Origin of the sequence: Reyranella massiliensis 521 (assembly GCF_000312425.1) — a bacterium.
GTDB lineage: Bacteria > Pseudomonadota > Alphaproteobacteria > Reyranellales > Reyranellaceae > Reyranella > Reyranella massiliensis.
Genome location: NZ_HE997181.1, coordinates 1,311,634 through 1,331,286 on the forward strand (window position 1 = coordinate 1,311,634; position 19,653 = coordinate 1,331,286).

General features: G+C 64.7%; 19 protein-coding genes. 14 read left to right on the plus strand and 5 right to left on the minus strand.

Annotated elements, in window-relative coordinates:
- Positions 1–33: 33 nt before the first annotated feature.
- The 3 genes from BN60_RS06435 to BN60_RS06445 all read right to left on the minus strand — a co-directional run bounded on the left by BN60_RS06435 (position 34) and on the right by BN60_RS06445 (position 1,753).
- On the minus strand, positions 34–513 hold the full coding sequence (locus BN60_RS06435; protein WP_043283681.1) for an SRPBCC family protein: 480 nt from the start codon (positions 511–513) through the stop codon (positions 34–36).
- Positions 510–896, minus strand: coding sequence for an ArsR/SmtB family transcription factor (locus BN60_RS06440; protein WP_020695188.1), 387 nt, complete (start codon positions 894–896; stop codon positions 510–512). The genes BN60_RS06435 and BN60_RS06440 overlap by 4 nt, the downstream gene beginning before the upstream one ends.
- A 77-nt stretch (positions 897–973) precedes the next feature.
- Complete coding sequence (locus BN60_RS06445; RefSeq protein ID WP_020695189.1) at positions 974–1,753, minus strand: 2-keto-4-pentenoate hydratase; 780 nt, start codon at positions 1,751–1,753, stop codon at positions 974–976.
- 91 nt (positions 1,754–1,844) lie between these two features.
- On the opposite strand from BN60_RS06445, the gene BN60_RS06450 reads away from it, so the two are divergent.
- From BN60_RS06450 to BN60_RS06470, 5 genes are all read left to right on the plus strand, one after another.
- Positions 1,845–2,660, plus strand: coding sequence for an isocitrate lyase/PEP mutase family protein (locus BN60_RS06450; RefSeq protein WP_020695190.1), 816 nt, complete (start codon positions 1,845–1,847; stop codon positions 2,658–2,660).
- Position 2,661: 1 nt separating this feature from the next.
- Positions 2,662–3,135: a MarR family winged helix-turn-helix transcriptional regulator gene (locus tag BN60_RS06455; RefSeq protein WP_020695191.1), complete on the plus strand. Its 474-nt coding sequence runs from the start codon at positions 2,662–2,664 to the stop codon at positions 3,133–3,135.
- A 241-nt stretch (positions 3,136–3,376) separates the two neighbouring features.
- The gene (locus BN60_RS06460) at positions 3,377–4,366 is read left to right on the plus strand and encodes a putative 2-aminoethylphosphonate ABC transporter substrate-binding protein (protein ID WP_425357822.1); all 990 of its coding nucleotides are present in this window, start codon (positions 3,377–3,379) and stop codon (positions 4,364–4,366) included.
- A gap of 10 nt (positions 4,367–4,376) precedes the next feature.
- Positions 4,377–5,453, plus strand: a complete 1,077-nt coding sequence (locus BN60_RS06465) for a putative 2-aminoethylphosphonate ABC transporter ATP-binding protein (protein WP_020695193.1) — start codon at positions 4,377–4,379, stop codon at positions 5,451–5,453.
- Positions 5,450–7,138: a putative 2-aminoethylphosphonate ABC transporter permease subunit gene (locus BN60_RS06470; RefSeq protein WP_020695194.1), complete on the plus strand. Its 1,689-nt coding sequence runs from the start codon at positions 5,450–5,452 to the stop codon at positions 7,136–7,138. Before BN60_RS06465 ends, BN60_RS06470 begins: the two co-directional genes overlap by 4 nt.
- A gap of 6 nt (positions 7,139–7,144) precedes the next feature.
- Here the strand turns inward: BN60_RS06470 and BN60_RS06475 are convergent, their stop codons facing one another.
- Positions 7,145–7,795 carry a hypothetical protein gene (locus BN60_RS06475; protein ID WP_020695195.1) on the minus strand — a complete coding sequence of 217 codons (651 nt, stop codon included), beginning with the start codon at positions 7,793–7,795 and terminating at the stop codon, positions 7,145–7,147.
- Positions 7,796–7,959: 164 nt separating this feature from the next.
- Here BN60_RS06475 and prpF point away from each other — a divergent pair, with 164 nt between their 5' ends.
- From prpF to speB, 4 genes are read left to right on the plus strand one after another with little or no spacing between them, the layout of a single operon-like run.
- A complete protein-coding gene (gene prpF, locus BN60_RS06480) occupies positions 7,960–9,129 on the plus strand; it encodes a 2-methylaconitate cis-trans isomerase PrpF (protein ID WP_020695196.1) in 1,170 nt (389 codons plus the stop codon).
- A gap of 42 nt (positions 9,130–9,171) precedes the next feature.
- Positions 9,172–10,314 carry an NAD(P)/FAD-dependent oxidoreductase gene (locus tag BN60_RS06485; RefSeq protein ID WP_020695197.1) on the plus strand — a complete coding sequence of 381 codons (1,143 nt, stop codon included), beginning with the start codon at positions 9,172–9,174 and terminating at the stop codon, positions 10,312–10,314.
- 31 nt (positions 10,315–10,345) lie between these two features.
- On the plus strand, positions 10,346–11,680 hold the full coding sequence (locus BN60_RS06490; protein ID WP_020695198.1) for an aspartate aminotransferase family protein: 1,335 nt from the start codon (positions 10,346–10,348) through the stop codon (positions 11,678–11,680).
- A 20-nt stretch (positions 11,681–11,700) separates the two neighbouring features.
- Positions 11,701–12,675, plus strand: a complete 975-nt coding sequence (gene speB, locus BN60_RS06495) for an agmatinase (RefSeq protein ID WP_020695199.1) — start codon at positions 11,701–11,703, stop codon at positions 12,673–12,675.
- Here speB and BN60_RS06500 read toward each other — a convergent pair.
- Entirely contained in the window at positions 12,672–13,817 is a 1,146-nt protein-coding gene (locus tag BN60_RS06500; RefSeq protein ID WP_043283685.1) for an iron-containing alcohol dehydrogenase, read from the minus strand. The genes speB and BN60_RS06500 overlap by 4 nt on opposite strands.
- Positions 13,818–13,872: 55 nt before the next feature.
- On the opposite strand from BN60_RS06500, the gene BN60_RS06505 reads away from it, so the two are divergent.
- From BN60_RS06505 to BN60_RS06525, 5 genes are all read left to right on the plus strand, one after another.
- Positions 13,873–15,264 carry a M20 family metallopeptidase gene (locus BN60_RS06505; RefSeq protein ID WP_020695201.1) on the plus strand — a complete coding sequence of 464 codons (1,392 nt, stop codon included), beginning with the start codon at positions 13,873–13,875 and terminating at the stop codon, positions 15,262–15,264.
- Between the two features lie 93 nt (positions 15,265–15,357).
- Positions 15,358–15,906, plus strand: a complete 549-nt coding sequence (locus BN60_RS06510) for a carboxymuconolactone decarboxylase family protein (protein WP_020695202.1) — start codon at positions 15,358–15,360, stop codon at positions 15,904–15,906.
- 28 nt (positions 15,907–15,934) lie between these two features.
- A complete protein-coding gene (locus BN60_RS06515) occupies positions 15,935–17,461 on the plus strand; it encodes a M81 family metallopeptidase (RefSeq protein WP_020695203.1) in 1,527 nt (508 codons plus the stop codon).
- A complete protein-coding gene (locus BN60_RS06520; protein ID WP_020695204.1) occupies positions 17,458–18,474 on the plus strand; it encodes a TauD/TfdA dioxygenase family protein in 1,017 nt (338 codons plus the stop codon). The genes BN60_RS06515 and BN60_RS06520 overlap by 4 nt, the downstream gene beginning before the upstream one ends.
- Positions 18,475–18,670: 196 nt before the next feature.
- Positions 18,671–19,546, plus strand: coding sequence for a TauD/TfdA dioxygenase family protein (locus BN60_RS06525; RefSeq protein ID WP_020695205.1), 876 nt, complete (start codon positions 18,671–18,673; stop codon positions 19,544–19,546).
- Positions 19,547–19,653 lie beyond the last annotated feature (107 nt).

The window sequence follows — 19,653 nt, forward strand, 5'->3', positions numbered from 1 at the left end:
ACGGCGCCCCTGCGGAGCGCGTTCCACCGGACGTCACTTCTTCAGCACGTCGTCGAGGCGCTCGTAGCTGCGGGCCATGCCCTGGTCCATGCCCGACGTCAGGACCATGTCGCGCACGACAGGCGACGCATAGACGATCCTCATGGTCACCGTCGTCTTGCCGTCCTTCTCCGCAAACAGCGTCGTGATTGTGGCCTCGCCCTGTGTCCAGTCCTGGTCGAATCGCTCCGTGTGGACGATGCGCTCGGGGGCCACGACTTCTTTGAAGACCGCATTGAGGGACATGCCGGCACTGCGGTCCGCATTCTGCCATTCGTAGCGCCCCTTGCCGCCGGGGCGGAGATCAATGGTGCATACCGGCATCGACCAACCATCGGGCCCCAGCATCCAGCGCTTCACCAGCTCTGGCTTGGTGAAGGCCTCGAATACGAGATCGCGCGGCGCATCGAAGCTGCGTTCGATCACGATCTCGCAGTCGCCCTGAGGGGTGAGCTTCATGGCATGCCGTCTCATTTACGGACTCCCTTTCTGGACTTGACGGTGGGCTTGCGCTTGGCGGTCGCTCGACGCTCCGCCTTCATTTCTTCGAGCAGGGCGTCGAGGCGCTGAAAGCGCGCTTCGAAGAGCTCGCGGTGGTATTCGAGCCAAGAGGTGGCTTCGGCGAGCGGCTTGGGCTCCAGCCGGCAGGGGCGGCGTTGCGCGTCCTGGCCGCGCGAGACCAGCCCCGCTTGCTCAAGCACCTTGATGTGCTTGGAAATGGCGGGCTGGCTCATGTCGAAAGGGCGGGCCAGCTCCATCACGGAAGCCTCGCCCTGGGTGAGGCGGGCAATGATCGCCCGGCGCGTCGGATCGGCCAGGGCGGCGAAGGTGGCGTCGAGGTGTTGCGTCAACAGCATGACATAACCAAAGAATTATATAACCCATTAGTTATGATAAGGCGCATGCCATGCGTCAAGCATGAACTCGACGTTCTTTAAGTGAAGGCGACCTCGACCGAGCCGAAGGGGCCGAAGTCGGCGACGTAGGTTTCGCCGGCTTTCGGTGCGAGCATGCCGGTCAACGTGCCGGTGCTCACCATTTCGCCGGCCTTCATCCCCACGCCGGTACGCGAGAGTTCGTTGGCGAGCCAGGTGAGGGGCACCATCGGATGATCGAGCGCGTCGGCGGCGGTGCCCTTGCGGTGAAGCTTGCCATTGGAGGAGAGCGTCGCCTCCTGCCCGGTGATGTCGCGCTTGCGCCAATCCTCGATCGGCGGTCCATAAATGATGGTGCCGGAGCCCGCGCCGTCGGCCAAAATCGCCGGCAAGGGCGGAAAGACCGAATCGTGGATGAACCGGCACTCCGCCAGTTCCAGGCCGGGATGCAGCGACGCCACGGCCTCGGTCACTTCTTCGACAGAGTAGGGCTTCTCGCGTGGCGGCAGGTCGCTGCCGAGCTTGGCCTGATACTCGACCTCGGGGATCGGGCTCGCGAGCTTGGCGCGCTCCACGGTGACGGGTGTCGGCTTGGCGAAGTAGACACGGCCGTAGATCGGCGAATCCGTACGCAGCGCCTTCTGCATTTCCTCCTTCATGGCGGCGATCTTCCAGCCACGCACCGGCCAGCCGAGTTCCTCGGCAACGAGGCCTGCGATCTTGTAAGCTGTGGCCTTGTCCGGCGGCACCAGGTTGGCGGCGAGGCCACTCTGCTGGCGGCCATCGCGGCGAAGAGAGGCGAGCAGACGGGCGAGTTCACTTTGGTGTTGAGGAGTCATCGGGGACCTTCGTCGCTGGGGGTGGGATCCAGCGCAATGGTTGCGCTTGATTGTCCATCGGTGTTCCTTAGCAGAAAGCGGAGGAGAGGCGATGCGCACGCAAGCGGAAAAAGGCCGGGAGTTTCGTAGGCTGCACGAACGACAGGGTCTGCTGTTGTTGCCCAATCCGTGGGATGCCGGCACTGCGAAATTGTTGCAGTCGCTGGGCTTCGAGGCACTGGCGACGACGAGCCTCGGCATGTCGAACGCGCTCGGCAGGGTCGACGGCGACAATGCCGTGAGCCGTGCCGAGCTACTCGAAAACTGCCGCGTTATCGCCGCGGCTACCGACCTGCCGGTCAATGCCGATCTCGAGAATGGCTACGCTGACGACCCGAAGGAAGCGGCGACCATTCTGCGCGATGCCGCGGCGGTGGGCATCGTCGGCGGCTCGATCGAGGATTGGAGCGGCGAGCGTATCTATGATTTCAATCATGCGGTCGAGCGCGTGCAGGCCGGCGTCGAGATGGCGCGCTCGCTCGACGTGCCGTTTACCTTCACGGCACGGGCCGAAAACCTGATCCGCGGCGTCAGGGATCTCGACGATACGATCCGCCGGCTCAAGGCGTTCGAGGCGGCCGGAGCCGACGTGCTCTATGCCCCCGGTCTGCGCGACCTCGCGAGCATGCGCGCCGTGGTCTCCGAGATCGGCAAGCCGTTGAACGTGGTGATGAGCGCGGGCGACCCCGATCTCACAGCCGATCAGATCGCCGCGGTCGGTGTGAAGCGCATCAGCGTCGGCGGCGCGCTTTCGCGGCTGGCATTGGCGGCCTTCATGAAGGGCGCTCGCGACATGAAGGCCGGCAGCTTCCTCTGGATGCGCGATACGATGCCGACCAGCGATCTCAAGACGGTGTTCGGCGCCTAGGATGCCGCGCAAGGTCAAGGCCGTTCCCCGCGCGGGAGAAGGCAAGCGTGGCCCCGATGGCTACCTCGGCTATCTCGTGCGTCAGGCCCATGTTGCGGTCCGGGCCGCCATGGACAAGGTGCTCGCAGAGCTGGGCGTGACGTCGCCGCAGTTCGTCGTACTGACGATGATTGGTGCCTATCCCGGCCTTTCTGGCGCAGACCTTGCACGGCTCACGTTCTTGACGCCGCAGACCATCAACCTGATCGTGGGCAACCTCGTAAAGGCCGGCGCAGTCGGAAAGTCGGCCGATCCGGCACACGGCCGCATCCTGCGCCTGCAGACGACAGCCGAAGGCGAGGCGCTGCTGAGGCGCTGTAAGGTCCGCGTCCAGGAGGTCGAGGAGCGGCTCGCAGGGCTGGTTGGGCGTGAGGAGGAGAAGGTGGTGCGCCGCTGGCTGGCGGCGGTCGGTGCAAAGCTGGCGACAGACCGTTGAGCGCCATATAGGCAGAACCGATAGGATTCATTTGAAATATATACTGGACGGATAGAGGCTGCGAATTGATCTTTTCCGCTGTCCGGCAATGCTGCTGTATCGTTGGCGTAACGGAAAGTTCATGATTGCTCTGTAGCGCAACGTCTCTACCGGGCTTGAGACAGGGACAAACAAGGGGGATGAAATGACCGGGAACAACATCATCAGGCGGGCCGCACTGGCAGGCGCTGCCGCATTTGCCATGGTTGGCCTGACGGCCGTCCCGGCTTTCGCTCAGAAGACCAAACTCACCGTCTACACGGCGCTGGAGAACGACCAGCTCGATCCGTTCAAGAAGGCTTTCGAGGCCGATAACCCCGGCATCGAGATCGCCTGGGTGCGTGATTCCACGGGCGTCGTCACGGCCAAGCTGATTGCCGAGAAGGACAATCCCCGCGCCGACGTGATCTGGGGCCTTGCGGCGTCCAGCACCGCGCTGTTCGCCACCATGGGCATGATCGAGCCCTATGCGCCGAAGGGCGTCGAGGCGTTGAAGCCGATGTTCCGCAGCGGCAAGACGCCCGACACATGGGTCGGCATGGACGCCTATCTCTCGCTGGTCTGCTTCAACACCGCCGAAGGCAAGAAGGGCAATAAGCCGGTGCCGACGAGCTGGGCCGATCTCACCAAGCCCGACTACAAGGATTCTATCGTGATGCCGAACCCGGCCTCGTCGGGCACCGGCTATCTCACCATCGCCGCCTGGCTTCAGATCATGGGCGAGGAAGCGGGCTGGAAGTACATGGATGCGCTGCACCAGAACATCGCGCAGTACATCCATTCCGGTTCGGCGCCCTGCGTTCAGGCCGCCAAAGGCGAGCGCCTGATCGGTATCGGCCTCGACATGCGCGGCGCTTCCGAGAAGACCAAGGGCGCGCCGATCGATCTCATCGTGCCGAAGGAAGGTCTGGGGTGGGAGCTCGAAGCCACCGCGATCATGAAAGGGACGAAGAACCTCGATGCCGCCAAGAAGCTCGCGGACTGGGCGGTGACCAAGAAGGCCAACGAACTCTATGCCAAGACCTATGCCGTGGTCGCACTGCCGGGCGTGAAGGCCGCGCCGGTCAACTATCCGGTCAATGCCGAGCCCGCGATGATCAAGAACGACATGGAATGGATGGCCAAGAACCGCGAGCGTATCCTGGCGGAATGGACCAAGCGCTACGACGGCAAGTCCGCCCCGAAGAAGTGATCCGCACCGCGTGACTTACCTAGAGGTTCGTAGTCTTTCCAAACGCTACGGCGACTTTACTGCTCTCGGCGATATCACGCTCGATATCGCCGAAGGCGAGTTCGTCTGCTTCCTGGGCCCCTCTGGCTGCGGCAAGACCACCTTGCTGCGCGCCATCGCGGGGCTCGATCCGCAGAGCTCCGGCACGATCCGGCAGAAGGGGCGGGACGTGTCGGCGCTGCCACCGGCCAAGCGCGACTTCGGCATCGTCTTTCAGTCCTACGCGCTCTTTCCCAACCTGACGGTGGCCGACAATGTCGGCTACGGGCTGGTCAGCCGGCGTGACAAGAAGGCCGCGATTGCCGTCCGCGTCCTCGAGCTGCTGGCGATGGTTGGGCTGCCCGATGCCGGTCCGAAATATCCCGCCCAGCTCTCGGGCGGCCAGCAGCAGCGCGTGGCGCTGGCGCGAGCGCTTGCGACGTCGCCCGGGCTGTTGCTCCTCGACGAGCCGCTGTCGGCGCTCGATGCCCGCGTCCGCCTGAGGCTCCGTCACGAGATCAAGGCGCTCCAACGCCGGCTGGGAGTGACCACCATCATGGTGACGCATGACCAGGAAGAGGCGCTCACGATGGCCGACCGTATCGTGGTGATGAACCACGGCGCCATCGAGCAGGTCGGCACGCCGCAGGAAATCTACCGTCGGCCGGCATCCGCCTTCGTCGCCGATTTCGTCGGGTCGATGAATTTCCTCCAGGGGACCCTGATGGCGCCCGACAAAGTTCAGGTGGCCGGCGTCGACTTCGCCTGTCCGGGACAGGAGGGATTGGCCCCGGGACAAAAGGTCAATCTCTGTATCCGGCCCGAGGATGTGCGGGTGCGCGACCTGCCTGAGGGCGTCGCCAATCGCGTGACGGTCGAGGTGGCCGAGCTCGATTTCGTCGGCGCCTTCTGCCGGGCCACGCTCAAGGCCGCCCTCAAGAGCCCGTCCGCCGATGTGGCGATGACCGCCGACTTCTCCAGTAACCTGATTCGTGACCTGGGCGTCGAGCGCGGCACCCGGCTCGACGTCGCCCTGCCACCGGATCGTCTCAGGGTCTTTGCTGCGTGAGCCTCGCTGTACCGTCGACAAAAGTCGGTCTCTCGCGCGACGACCTCGTCATGCGCGGGGGCGTCGTGCTGCTGGCAGCGCTCCTGCTGGTCATCGTCGGGCTGCCGCTCTGGGCCTTGCTGGCCAAGGGCTTCGAAGACCGCGACGGCAAGTTCGTTGGCCTCGCCAACTATGTTTCCTATTTCTCGACGCCCGCACTCTTCAACTCGGCGCTGAACAGCCTGCACGTGGCGGCGGTCAGCACCGTGATCGTCGTGCCGCTGGCCTTCCTCTATGCCTATGCGCTGACTCGGACGGTGCTGCCCATGCGCTGGCTGTTCCAGGGCGTGGCGCTGATCCCGATCTTCGCGCCCTCGCTGCTGCCGGGCCTGGCGCTGATCTATCTCTTCGGCACGCAAGGCTTCTTCAAGGCGCTCCTGGGGGGAGGTTCGATCTACGGTTTCGACGGCATCGTGATCGCGCAGGTCTTCTACTGCTTCCCGCACGCGACCCTGATCCTGGTGACCGCGCTCGCGACCGCCGATGCGCGGCTCTACGAGGCGGCCGATGCGCTGGGGGCCAGCAAGCTCCGCGTTTTCTTCACCGTGACCCTGCCGGGCGCCAAGTACGGCCTTATCAGTGCGGCGCTTGTCGTCTTCACTCTGGTGATCACCGACTTCGGCATCGCCAAGGTGATCGGCGGCAACTTCAACGTACTGGCGACCGACGTCTACAAGCAGGTGATCGGCCAGCAGAACTTTTCGATGGGCGCCGTGGTCGGCATGGTGCTGCTGGCACCGGCTGCACTTGCCTTCGTGGTCGACCGGCTGGTGCAGCGAAAGCAGGTGGCGCTGCTCACGGCGCGGGCGGTGCCGCTGGTGCCCAAACCCAAGCCCGGGCGCGATTTCCTTGCCACGCTCTTCTGCACCGTGGTGTCGCTTGGCATCCTGGCGATCCTCGGGATGGCGATCTGGGGGTCGCTGATCAAGTACTGGCCGTACAACCTCAGCTTGACGCTCGACAACTACGACTTCGCCAAGTTCGACGCCAATGGCTGGGATTCGTACTGGAACTCGGTGGAGATGGCGGTGGGCGCCGCGCTGTTTGGTACCGCGCTAATGTTCACCGGCGCCTGGCTTACCGAGAAGACGCGCGATTTCCATCTCGTGCGCGGCGTCGTTCAGTTGCTTGCTTTCCTGCCGATGGCAGTGCCCGGACTGGTCCTCGGCTTGGGCTACATCTTCTTCTTCAACGCGCCTGGCAACCCGCTGGGCTTCCTCTACGCCACCATGGGCATCCTGGTGGTGAATACGGTGGCGCACTTCTATACGGTGGGGCACCTGACAGCGACGACGGCGCTGAAGCAGATCGACCCCGAGTTCGAATCCGTTTCCGCCTCGCTCAAGGTCCCGATCTGGCGCACTTTCACCAGGGTCACGACGCCGATCTGTCTGCCGTCCATTCTCGACATCGCGATCTACCTCTTCGTGAACGCGATGACGACGGTCTCCTCGGTGATCTTCCTCTACTCGCCCGACACCAAGCTCGCCTCGGTGGCCGCCGTGAACATCGAGGAAGCCGGGACGACCGCGGCGGCGGCGGCGCTCTGCGTGGTGATCGTGCTGACCTCGGCGGCGGTCAAGGTCGCCCATCTTCTCGCCGACCGTTTCCTCCTCGACCGCCTGCAGGCCTGGCGCCGGCGTTAGGCGGCCTTAGCCGCAGTTGCCTCTTTCATACTTCTTGGGGCACTGGCCGCCATCGCCGTTGGCGATGTTGATGTTCTGAAATAGCAGCTCCTCGGATAAGCGACCCTGAAGCTTGCGATACGCGACGCAGACTTTGTCCCTGTTGTCTTCATTGGTGAAGAGGGGGAGCCAGTTTCCCGAGCTATTGCCCCAATGGGCACCTCGGCACTTGGAGTCGGTACGGATCTTTGACTCTCCGATGTAGTTTCTCGCAGTTGCAAAGGACTGCTTCATGAAGTCCCGGTACGCGTTGAAGAAGTCGTGTGTGAACAGGACTTCGTTCGAGTACATCAGTCTGTCGAGATGGCGCTTCTTCTCGATGATGTTGGCTGGCGTAAGTTCCTTCCAGCTTCCGATGTAGAAGTGATACGCGTAGATGTCGTTAAGAAGCGGCGCGGCATCCTTGAAGATCGCCAACCTGAATTCACGAAGTCGATCTCGTTCGCGCTCTCTCGAATCCAGTATCTGCCTTTCGATTAGCTGTTGCTTTTCCCAGTTCTCCACGACGCCACGCTGAGTGCTCCAGAACGCATATCCGAGGAATGCGATAGCTACGGGAGTAACGATGGAAGCTGACATTTTCGCGACTTCGAGTGAGTTCCACAGGGTCGTGGCCAAGGATTTTCTGCTGGTTTTTGCGTGCACAGCGACCTCGTGTCTACTGTAAAAGTGACGCGAAACACAACTATCAAGAGAATTACTCAAGAGTATGGTGACAATAAGTTGTGATCGTGTTCGACATGATCATCGTTTCAGGAGCGGAAGCCCTGTATTGAGGCACCATGAAGCAGCTTCGTATTCCCGCCGTTTACATGCGCGGCGGCACCAGTAAAGGCGTGTTCTTCCTCGCCCATGATCTGCCGTCCGATCCCGCGGTGCGCGACCGGCTGCTTCTCCGGATCATTGGCAGCCCGGATCGCTACGGCAAGCATACCGACGGCATGGGGGGTGCCACCTCCAGCACCAGCAAGGTTGTGATCCTGTCGAAGTCGGATCGCGCGGGCTGCGACGTCGACTATCGCTTCGGGCAGGTGGCGATCGACGCGCCGGTCATCGACTGGTCGGGCAATTGCGGCAACCTCAGCGCGGCGGTCGGTGCATTTGCTCTGAGTGCGAGGCTGGTCGAAGGCCCGGCCGATGGGATGGCTACGGTGCGCATCTGGCAGGCGAACATCGGCAAGGTCATCGTCAACCACGTGCCGATGCAGGGCGGCGAGGTGCAGGAGCTGGGCGATTTCGAGCTCGACGGCGTGGCCTTTCCGGCGGCGGAAGTGAAGGTCGAGTTCCTCGATCCCGCGGCCGACGAGGAGGGCGGAGGTCAGGAGGGTGGCGGCGCCATGTTCCCGTCGGGCAAGCGCATCGACGTTCTCGACGTCCCGGGTGTCGGCCAGCTTGAGGCGACGCTGATCAACGCCGGCAATCCGACGATCTTCGTCGATGCCGCGCGGCTTGGCCTCACGGGCATGGAGCTGCAGGGCGACGTCAATGGCGATAAGGCGCTGCTGCAGCGGGTCGAGGCCGTGCGTGCGCTGGGCGCCGTTGCCATGGGCTTGGTCGCTACTACTGAGGAGGCGACAGCGAAGCGGCCACATACTCCCAAGCTCGCCTTCGTGGCCAAGCCGGCATCCTATATGGCATCGGACGGCAAGCGCATCGAGGCCGGCTCGATCGACCTGCTCGCACGCATCTTCTCGATGGGGGTGCTGCACCATGCCATGACAGGCACCGGCGCGGTCGCCATTGCCGCCGCCGCAGCGATCCCCGGCACGGTCGTCTCGCGTGTGGCGCCGGTGGGCGCCGACGGCCGCGTCCGCTTCGGCCACCCCTCGGGAACACTCTCCGTTGGCGCCGAAGCGCGCGAGGAGGCGGGGCAATGGAAGGTCGCCAAGGTGATGATGAGCCGGTCCGCGCGACGCCTGATGGAAGGCTGGGTGAGGGTGCCTGCCGAGTGAGCCGCTGGCATTCCCCGGGCGGGCCGTGCCATTGATTACACGATGAAGAGCGATGTCATTGTAATCGGCGGCGGCGTGATGGGATCGTCCGTCGCCTATCATCTCAAGTCCGATCCGGCCTTCACGGGTACCGTGACCATCATCGAGCGCGATCCGACCTATGCGCGAGCCTCCTCGGCGCTGTCGGCAAGCTCGATCCGCCAGCAGTTTTCGACACCGCTCAACATCCATCTGTCGCGCTATGGCATCGGCTTTCTGCGCCGCGCCGGCGAACTGCTGGGTGTCGAGCTGGGGTTGCGGGAGCCGGGCTATCTCTTCCTGGCAAGCCCTGCCGGCGAGCCGGTGCTGCGGGCGAACCATGCGATCCAGAAGGGGGAGGATTGTGCGGTCGAGCTGCTCGATCCGGCCGCGCTGGTCGGACGCTTCCCGTGGATCTCGACCGAGGGTGTGACGCTCGCCTCGCACGGCACGGCCAACGAAGGCTGGTTCGACGGTCCCGCCTTGATGCAGGGATTTCGCCGCAAGGCGCGCGACCTGGGTGCGGCCTATGTCGCCGACGAGGTCGTCGGGGTCTCGGACCGTGTGGTGACGTTGCGCAAGGGCGGCCAGCTGGAGGCAAAAGCTATCGTGCTGGCAGCCGGCCCCTGGTCCGGCGAAGTGGCAGCGTGCGCCGGCATCGTATTGCCGGTCGAGCCGCGCCGGCGCTCGGTCTTCGTCTTCGACGTGCGCGAGCCGCCGGGGATAACGCCCCTCACCATCGACCCCTCGGGCACCTGGTTTCGGCCGGAGGGCCGTTTCTACATCGGCGGCACGACCCCCGCGGCAGGCAACGATCCGCCTGGAGCACCGCTCGAGGTCCAGCATCAGGAGTGGGATGAGATCGTCTGGCCGACGCTCGCGGCCCGCGTGCCGGCCTTCGAGGCGGCCAAGGTCGTGAACGCCTGGGCGGGCTATTACGAGTACAACACGTTCGATCAGAACGGGATCGTCGGCCGTCATCCGGAAATCGAGAGCCTGATCTTCGCCACCGGCTTCTCGGGCCACGGTATCCAGCAATCGCCCGCGGTCGGCCGCGCCGTTGCCGAGCTGATTGTGCATGGCAGCTATCGGACTCTGGACCTCAGTCCTTTCGGTTATGAACGCATATCCGCAGGCCGGCCTATCCGGGAGCTGAACGTAGTGTGATACTCTCCACCTCATGTGAGGAGAGAGTGCCGTGCCCGATCAAGCGTTGGTGAATTCAGATCTGCAGTCCGCGCTCGCCGAAGCGAAGCAGGCCTACATCGATCGCAACCCCAAGAGCTTTGCTCGCCACCAGGAAGCCTGCGAGGCGATGCCGGGCGGCAACACCCGCACCACGCTGCACAACTCGCCGTTCCCGCTCACCGTCGTGCGCGGCGAGGGCTGCCGCTTGTGGGATGCCGACGGCCACGAATATATCGATGTGCTGGGCGAATACACCGCCGGCATCTATGGCCACTCCCATCCGGTGATCCGCGCTGCGATCGACCGCGCGCTGAACCACGGCTGGAACTACGGTGGCCGCAACGCCAACGAAGGCAAGCTCGCCAAGCTGATCGCCGACCGCATGCCGTCGATCGACCTGGTGCGCTTCACCAACTCCGGCACCGAAGGCAACGTGATGGCGCTGGCTGGCGCCAAGGTCTTTGCCCAGCGCAAGGGCCGCGCCAAGGCTACCAAGGTCATGGTGTTCCACGGTGGCTATCACGGCGGCGTGCTCTACTTCGTGAGCGGCGGCAGCCCGGTGAACGTGCCCTACGAGTACATCGTGGCGCCCTATAACGACATCGAGGGCACCAAGGCCCTGATCGCCAAGCACGGCGAGGAGCTGTTCGCCGTCCTGCTGGAACCCATGCAGGGCAGTCACGGCTGCCTGCCGGGCGACGTCGCCTTCCTGAAGATGGTGCGCGAGGAGACGGCATCCCGCGGGATCACCATGATCTTCGACGAGGTCATGACCTCGCGCCTCTCGCCGGGCGGCCTGCAGGGGCTCTATGGCGTCATTCCCGACATGACGACGCTCGGCAAGTATATCGGCGGCGGCATGTCGTTCGGCGCCTTTGGCGGCAAGCGCGAGATCATGGAGCTGTTCGACCCGACCAAGGCCGACTCGCTGCCCCATGCCGGCACGTTCAACAACAACGCGCTCACCATGGCAGCGGGTGTAGCGGGCTATGGCGAGGTCTATACGCCTGAGGCTGCCAAGGAGCTTAACGAGCGTGGCGATCGTATCCGCGAGCGCCTGAACGCCATCTGCGCCAAGAACAAGGTGGCGTTCCAGTTCTCCGGCATCGGTTCGATGATGACGGCGCATGCCACGTCGCGGCCGATCAAGTCGGCGGCCGACATTGCGGCCGGCAACCAGGACGCCAAGGAGCTGTTCTTCTTCGACATGAGCACCGCCGGCATCTGGATCGCGCGGCGCGGCTTCGTCGCTCTGAACGTCATGATCGGCGATGCCGAAGGTGACCGTTTCGTGGCGGCCGTCGAGGAGTTCGTTTCGGCCCGCAAGGCTCTTTTGCAGCCGTAAGGAGCGCCTAAATAGGTGGCATGAACGACACCAGCAATTTCCCCCAGCCGGTCGCCGGCACGGTGGTGCCACGCTTCGGCGACGTCGCCACTTTCATGCGGTTGCCGCTGTTTCGCGATCCTGCCGAAGTCGAGATCGGCATGGTGGGCGTACCCTGGGACGGCGGGACGACCAATCGTCCCGGCGCCCGCCACGGGCCACGGCAGATGCGCGACCTCTCCACGATGATGCGACGCATCCATCACGTGACCGGCGTGGCGCCTTACGAGCTGGCGAAGTGCGGCGATCTCGGCGATGCGCCAGTCAATCCCGCCAGCGTCGACGATTCGCTGGAGCGAATCGAGAAGCACTACGCCAAGATCCATGCAGCCGGTGTCGTGCCCCTGTCGGCAGGTGGCGATCACCTGATCACGCTGCCGATCATGCGTGCCATCGCGAAGGGCGGGCCGTCGCTCGGCATGGTCCATTTCGACGCCCATAGCGACACCTGGGACACCTATTTCGGTGGCTACAAGTACACGCACGGCACGCCGTTCCGCCGCGCCGTGGAAGAGGGGCTGCTCGACCCCAAGCGCGTCGTGCAGATCGGCATCCGCGGCTCGATGTACAAGCGCGACGACAATCAGTGGGCCGTCGACCAGGGCATGCGGGTGATCACCATCGAGGAGTATTTCGACCTCGGCGTAGAAAAGGTGATTGCCGAGGCGCGCCGGGTCGTGGGCACTGGCCCAACCTATGTCAGCTTCGATGTCGACGGTCTCGACCCCGCCTATGCGCCGGGCACAGGCACGCCCGAAATCGGCGGCTATACCCCGCACGAGGCGCAGCGGATGCTGCGTGGCCTGCGCGGGCTCGATCTTGTCGGCGGCGACGTCGTCGAAGTCTCGCCGCCCTTCGACATGAGCGGCAACACCGCCTTGGTCGGTGTCACCATGATGTGGGAAATCCTCTGCCTGCTCGCGGAGTCGGTGGCGAAGCGCAAAGGCAGGATCTAGGCCGCCAGCTCCAGAATCTCCTTCACTTCGGCGGGTGTCGGGATTGGCCGCGGGTTGCGTGGCACCCACGGCGTGCCCATCGCCTGCTTGGCGATGCGGTCGAAATGTTCGCGGCCGATCTTCACGTCGGAGAGGCTGCGCGGCATGTCCAGGCCGCGGATGAACTGGTCGAGCACGTCACCCGCGTCCTCGCCGGGATGGCCCATTGCCGCGGAGATCAAGGCCTGACGGTCGGCATTGGCCGGCCTGTTCCAGCGCATGACCGACGGCAGCATGATGCACGACGTATGGCCGTGCGGGACGTCGAACACGGCGCCCAGCACGTAGCCGATGCCGTGGCTTGCGCCCATCGGAACGCCGGCGGCGATGCCGGCCATCGAAAGCCACGAGCCGGTCTGGCAGTCGAGCCGCGCGGCCATATCCGACGGATCGGCCTTCACGCGCGGCAAGCCGCGGGCCAGCAGAGACAGGCCGTGCAGGGAGGAGGCGTTGCTGTACTCCGTCGACTCGTTGGAGCACACGCCCTCGACGCAGTGATCGACGGCGCGAATGCCGGTCGAGAGCAGGAGCCACATCGGCGTGTGGCGCGTCACCTCGGGATCGAGGATCACGGCCTGCGGGATGGTGAGGGGATGGCGGAACATCTCCTTCACCTTGGTTTCCTCGTTGGTGACGCCCGCGATGGCCGAGAATTCACCGGCCGACAAGGTGGTGGGGATTGAGATTTGCCGCACCGTGGGCGGCTTCACGTCAGACTGGCCGCGGATCCGATCCATCTCCTCAGGTGTGTGGATGTCATTGGCGAGGCAGAGCTGCACCGCCTTGGCGCCGTCGGTGATCGAGCCTCCGCCCAGGGTGACGATCAGGTCGGTGCGCGCCTCACGAGCCTGCTCGGCGGCTGCAATCACGGCCGAGCGTGGCGAGTGGGCCGGCATGCTGGCAAAGGTGCCGACGCACTTGTTGCCGAGCGCCCGGCGCAGTTTCTCGACCTCGTCGGTCTCACGATCAAGCGTTCCGCTCGCCATGAGGAATACGCGTTGCGCGCCGTGACGTGAAACCAGTTCGGATACCGCCTCGGCGGCAGGCTTGCCGAACACGACTTCGTCCATGCGACTGAATACGACTCGACCGGATGACGGCATTCTCTCCTCCCGCGCAGGGGTGCTATCGTGGCCGCGAAACACCTCGAGGGAAAGCATGACCGGGACACGGGATGGCGCCATCGGCCGCGCAGAGAAATATTTCGACGAAGGCGGATTCCTCGAGGAACTGCAGCGGCGGGTGGCGATCCCGACGACCAGCCAGGAGACCGACTCCATGCCGGCGCTGCAGGAGTACGTCTCCGGCGAGATGACCGAGTCGCTGCAGAAGCTCGGCTACGACTGCACCGTCCTGCCCAATCCGCGCGCCGAATACGGTCCATTCCTGATTGCGCGCCGGGTCGAGGATCCCGCCAAGCCGACGGTGCTGACCTATGGCCATGGCGATGTGATTCGCGGCCAGGAAGAGCAATGGCGATCGGGCCTGTCGCCCTGGAAGATCGTCGTGGAAGGTGACCGGCTTTACGGACGTGGCACAGCCGACAACAAGGGCCAGCACACGATCAATATCGCGGCTCTCGCCTGCGTGCTGCAGGAGCGCGGCTCGCTGGGCTTCAATTCCACGATCCTGATCGAGACGGGCGAGGAGACGGGCTCGCCGGGCCTCGCGGATTTCTGCAAGGCCAACAAGGCCGCCCTCAAGGCCGACGCCCTGATCGGCTCGGACGGCCCGCGGCTCGATCACCGCCGGCCGACCGTGTTTGGTGGCACGCGCGGCACCATGAACTTCAACCTCAAGCTCACCCTGCGCGAAGGCGGGCATCACTCTGGCAACTGGGGTGGGCTGCTCGCCAATCCCGGCATCATCCTCGCCCATGCCCTGGCCACCATCACCGACGAGCGTGGCCAGATCAAAGTGCCGGAGTGGCGGCCGAAGACTCTTACCAACTCGGTGCGGGCGGCTTTGGCCGACGCCCATGTCGATGCGGGCGAAGGCGCGCCGGAGATCGATCCGGAGTGGGGGGAGAAGTCGTTGACGCCGGTCGAGCGGGTGTTCGGCTGGAACAGCTTCGAGGTGCTGGCGTTCAAGACCGGCAATCCCGACCGCCCGGTGAATGCGATCCCGCCCAGCGCCATCGCCTACTGCCAGCTCCGTTTCGTCGTCGGCACCGACCCGCACGACATCGTGCCGGCCTTGCGCCGGCATCTCGAAAAGCATGGCTTCGGCCAGATCGAGGTCGAGCCGGCGCGAGACGTCATCATGAACGCGACACGGCTGGACCCGGAAAATCCCTGGGCCAAGTTTGCCGCATCCTCGATCGAGAAGACGGCCGGTCAGAAGCCCAACATGCTGCCCAATCTCGGCGGTTCGTTGCCGAACGAGGTGTTCACCGACATTCTCGGCATGCCGACGGTCTGGGTACCGCACTCCTATGCGGCCTGCTCGCAGCATGCGCCCAACGAGCACCTGCTGGCGCCGGTGGCGCGCGACGGGCTGCGGCTGATGACAGGCCTGTTCTGGGATCTCGGGGCGGCCGGACGCGTGTAGCCGTTCCCACGACGCGTCGGGCGCTGCGTATTGACGACGCGCCCCCGCCCAATCACGGCTATGATCGCGCGAGCTGCGCGAAGAGGAGAACAGATGCCGCGTATTCCGTACTACGAAGTCGAGAACGCCACCGGCAAGCATGCCGAGTTCCTGGGCAAGCTCGATCCCATGCTGAACATCTATCGCATGCTGGGGAACTCGGAGCAGGGCGCGAAGGGCTTCCTGCGCATGGGAAATGCGCTGCTGCATCGCTGCGAACTCGATCCGGTCCTGCGGGAGCTGGCGATCATTCGCGTGGGGCGGCTTTCGCGTACGGCCTACGAAGTGTTCCAGCACGAACGGATCGGCCGCGACGTCGGCGTGACGGAGGACAAGATCGCGGCTCTGCGCGAGGCCACCATCGAGGCGGCGGCCTTCACCGACAACGAGAAGGCGGTGCTGCGCTACACCGACGACGTGGTGCGCAACGTCCGCGCTTCGGACAAGACGCTGAAGGCGGTGCAGGCTTTCCTGACGCCGGGCGCATTGGTCGAGCTCACGCTCACCATCGGCTACTACATGATGGTCTGCCGCTTCCTCGAGTCGATGGGTGTCGACGGCGAGGAAGGCCAGGCCGAATGGCTGAAGACGGCAAAACTCTGAGACGGGATGGAATAGGAGAGTTCGAGAGATGGCGTATCGCGTACTGGTCGCGCAGTTCATGCACGAAACCAACACCTTCAGCAAATTGCCGACCACGCTCGAAGACTATCGCAAGCGCTGGCTAATCGAAGGCGAGGCGATGGTGCTGCGCTTCACGGACACGAAGAACGAGATTGGTGGTTATATCGATTCCGCCAAGAAGTACGGCTGGGAGCCGGTATGGGCTGGCGCCGCCAACGCGACGCCCTCGGGCAAGCTCACCAAGGAAACCTGGGAGCATATTCGCGACATGATCGTCGGCGCGGCAAAGAAGGCTAAAGCAGCGGGCAAGCTCGATGCAGTCTGCCTCTCGCTGCACGGCGCCATGGTGACGGAGACCGAGGACGATGCCGAAGGCGCGCTGCTCGAAGCGCTGCGCGGCGTGGTCGGCCCCGACGTGCCGCTGGTCGCCACGCTCGACCTGCACGCCAATGCCACGGTGAAGATGGCCAAGAACGCCAATGCGCTGGTGAGCTATCGCACCTATCCGCATGTCGACGGCTACGAGCGCGCGGTACAGGCGGCGGCGCTGGCGCAGGAAGCGCTGGAAGGCAAGAAGCAGCCGCGTTGCCTGCTGGTGCAGCCGGCGATGCTGGAGGGCGCCGACCATGGCCGCACGACGCAGCCTGGCCTGATGCGCGACCTGCTGGCCAAGGCCGATGCCTTCGAGAAGGAGCCGGGCATCAACGTCGTCAGCATCCAGGCCGGTTTCACTTGGGCCGACATTCCCTACACAGGCCCGTCGGTCGCCGTGAGCCACGAGCCCGCCGCCGAAGCGCGCGCCAAGGCGGTGGCCGCGGCGATCCTCGACGAGATCTGGAAGCGTCGCGACGAAAGCTCGTCGGACTATCGACCGATTTCCGATGCCATTGCCGCCGCGCGTGCGGGCGTTGGCAAGGAGGGGCCGCTGGTCGTGGCCGACGGCACCGACAATCCGGGCGGTGGCGGCTACAACGACACGACGCCGGTGCTGCAGGCGCTGATCGACGCCAAGGTTGAGAACGTGGCCTTCGGCACGATCTTCGATCCGGGCACGGTGCAACAGGCGATCAAAGCTGGCGTCGGCGCGGAAATCGACGTCGTGCTGGGCGGCCATACCGATCCGTCGATGGGTGGGCCGGTCAAGGCCAAGGCCATCGTCAAGATGCTCTCGGACGGCGAGTTCAAGAACGACGGCCCGATGAACGCCGGTGTCGGCACCTCGATGGGCCCGACGGCGGTGCTGCGCATCGGTGGCATCGACGTGGTGACGATCTCCAACCGCATCCAGACGATCGACCTGCAGGTGTTCCTGAGCCAGGGCATCGACCCGCGCACCAAGAGCGTGGTGGTGGTGAAGAGCGTCCAGCACTTCCGCGCTGCCTACGCGCCGATCGCGCGCGAGGTGATCCTGGTCGATTCGGGAGGCATCTGCTCGCCGGACATCACGCGGCTGAAGTTCACCAAGCTGCGCCGGCCGATCTGGCCGTTGGACGGGGTGAACGATCCTTATGCAGGACCAGGAGCGCGTGCATGAGTCCCAAGTTCGAGACAAAGGGTCCGCTGCCGGGCGCGGCGTTCGGCAGCACGGTGCGGTTGCGCGACGGCGGGCAGGGCGCCGCCGCCGTCGTCGCGGCGGCTGAAACGGCGGCCGACGAGCTGGCTGCGGCGCTGGCCGAGGCCAAGGGGATTCTGCTTGTGCAGGGCCTCAACGATATTGCCGACGATCCCGACCTGCTCATCCGCTTTAGCCGGGTGTTCGGACCGGAGGTGGAGGACTATCGCCACAATCTGACTGACCTCAAGTCGGTGCATGTATCGGTGCCCCAGATCCTCCTGGTGTCGAACATGCCGCCGGTCAGCAAGGCGCCGCCCAAGCGGCCCGAGCCCCCGCTGGCGGCCGACGGGCTGATCCCGGTGCAGTATCCGCATCGCAAGGGTTGGCACACGGACCAAAGCTATCGCCGTCCGCCGCCCGACATCTCGCTCTTCTACGCCGTGACACCCGCGACACGAGACACCGGCCAGACGCTGTTTGCCAACGGCATCCTGGCCTACGAGGCGCTGCCTGCTCATCTCAAGGCAAAGGTCGAGGGTCTGCAGGGCCTGCATGCCCAGCCCGGCAGCGGCCGCGGTCGCGAGGCGGCGTTCGCGGGGCGGCAACCGCGCGCCTTTGCCCCTCACGAGCGCTCGCAGCCTCAGCCCGTAGTGCGCACGCATCCGGTCACGGGCGAGCGTGCGCTCTATCTCTGCGAATGGGGCCAGATGGACTGGTTCGAGGGGCCGTTCGTCGGCATGGAGCCCGGCCCGCATGGCGCGGGAGCAGCGCTGCTCGACGAGATCATGGCCCATCTGACCGAGCGCCGCTTCTGCTATGCCCACGAATGGACGCAGGGCGATGTCCTGATCTGGGACAATCGCTGCCTGATCCATGCCGCGACCTGGTTCGATGGCGAGAAGGAGGGGCGTCTGATGTGGCGCACCACCGTCCACGGCAATCCCGGCGCCTACTATGCCGGCGAAGCGAAGAGCTGGATCCAGGCGACCTAGGGATGTTCCGGGCAGGCGATCCATAGCGCCGCGAAACCGTCATTCGACAGGCGACGGTTTCACGGCCGGAGTGCAGGAGGCGGCAATTCGGCAGCTCATGGCGTGAGGCCGGCGGCCGAGGAGCAGAACAGACGAGTTGGCTGTTTTGTGTTCATCGACCAAGATGGCCCACTCGTTCTCCAGGAAGGAGCCCGTCATGACCGTCACCATCACGCCGCTTACGTCCGTGTTCGCCGGCGAAGTTGGCGCGATCGACCTGCGGCGGGTCCATGATCGCGAATCGCTGGAGGCGATCCGCGCCGGCATGGAAAGATACGCCGTGCTGGTCTTTCGCGATCAGAATTTCACTAACGAAGAGCAGCTCGACTTCGCCCAGCGTTTCGATGGCACGCTGCACGCCCGTACATCCTCCTCGGCCATTGGCAAGAATCGGTTCGGCAACGAGGCGCTGGCGGACATCTCCAACGTGGACAAGGATGGCAAGATCCGGGAGGCCAACAACCGCATGCGCGCCGCCGGGGTCGCCAACCGGCTGTGGCATACCGATGCGTCGTTCGTCGATCCGCCGGGGCGCTACTCCATGCTATCGGCTCGGGTGGTGCCGCCGGTGCGTGCCGATACGGAGTTCGCCGACATGCGCGCTGCCTACGATGCACTCGACGAGGACACCCGCGGCACAATCGAAGAGTTGCGCGTTTTTCATTCCATCGTCTATTCGCGCCACGTCCTCGGTTTCGATTTCAGCGACGATGAGCAGGATAAGCTGAAGGGGGCCGTCCACCCGCTGGTGCGCACCATCCCAGGGTCCGGTCGCCGAGCGCTCTATCTGGCCTCGCACGCCGCCCATATCGTCGACTGGCCGGTGCCGGAGGGTCGGCTGCTTCTGCGCGACCTGATCGACCATGCCACGCAGTCGCAGTTCATCTATCGCCACATCTGGCGGCCGCATGATTTCGTGATCTGGGACAATCGGTGCACCATGCATCGTGCCCGGCCGTTCGACGACAAGACCCATCGCCGTGAGCTTCGGCGGACCACGACGCTGGACCTGCCGCTGCCGGCTTCGGCTTAGGCGACGGCCTCTCAGCGCTTCTGGCGGAAGAACGTCGTCAGCACATAGCGGCGGCCCCGGCTCACCGGGCCGACCTTGTGCAGGAGCGAGCAGGAAAAGACAGCGGC

What these genes read in the sequence shown, in the direction of transcription:
- BN60_RS06525 (WP_020695205.1), top strand. Translation starts at nt 18,671, where the DNA reads ATGACCGTCACCATCACGCCGCTTACGTCCGTGTTCGCCGGCGAAGTT.
- BN60_RS06450 (WP_020695190.1), top strand. Translation starts at nt 1,845, where the DNA reads ATGCGCACGCAAGCGGAAAAAGGCCGGGAGTTTCGTAGGCTGCACGAA.
- BN60_RS06500 (WP_043283685.1), bottom strand. Translation starts at nt 13,817, where the DNA reads ATGCCGTCATCCGGTCGAGTCGTATTCAGTCGCATGGACGAAGTCGTG.
- BN60_RS06440 (WP_020695188.1), bottom strand. Translation starts at nt 896, where the DNA reads ATGCTGTTGACGCAACACCTCGACGCCACCTTCGCCGCCCTGGCCGAT.
- prpF (WP_020695196.1), top strand. Translation starts at nt 7,960, where the DNA reads ATGAAGCAGCTTCGTATTCCCGCCGTTTACATGCGCGGCGGCACCAGT.
- BN60_RS06455 (WP_020695191.1), top strand. Translation starts at nt 2,662, where the DNA reads ATGCCGCGCAAGGTCAAGGCCGTTCCCCGCGCGGGAGAAGGCAAGCGT.
- BN60_RS06445 (WP_020695189.1), bottom strand. Translation starts at nt 1,753, where the DNA reads ATGACTCCTCAACACCAAAGTGAACTCGCCCGTCTGCTCGCCTCTCTT.
- BN60_RS06520 (WP_020695204.1), top strand. Translation starts at nt 17,458, where the DNA reads ATGAGTCCCAAGTTCGAGACAAAGGGTCCGCTGCCGGGCGCGGCGTTC.
- BN60_RS06435 (WP_043283681.1), bottom strand. Translation starts at nt 513, where the DNA reads ATGAGACGGCATGCCATGAAGCTCACCCCTCAGGGCGACTGCGAGATC.
- BN60_RS06505 (WP_020695201.1), top strand. Translation starts at nt 13,873, where the DNA reads ATGACCGGGACACGGGATGGCGCCATCGGCCGCGCAGAGAAATATTTC.
- BN60_RS06460 (WP_425357822.1), top strand. Translation starts at nt 3,377, where the DNA reads ATGGTTGGCCTGACGGCCGTCCCGGCTTTCGCTCAGAAGACCAAACTC.
- BN60_RS06485 (WP_020695197.1), top strand. Translation starts at nt 9,172, where the DNA reads ATGAAGAGCGATGTCATTGTAATCGGCGGCGGCGTGATGGGATCGTCC.
- BN60_RS06515 (WP_020695203.1), top strand. Translation starts at nt 15,935, where the DNA reads ATGGCGTATCGCGTACTGGTCGCGCAGTTCATGCACGAAACCAACACC.
- speB (WP_020695199.1), top strand. Translation starts at nt 11,701, where the DNA reads ATGAACGACACCAGCAATTTCCCCCAGCCGGTCGCCGGCACGGTGGTG.
- BN60_RS06510 (WP_020695202.1), top strand. Translation starts at nt 15,358, where the DNA reads ATGCCGCGTATTCCGTACTACGAAGTCGAGAACGCCACCGGCAAGCAT.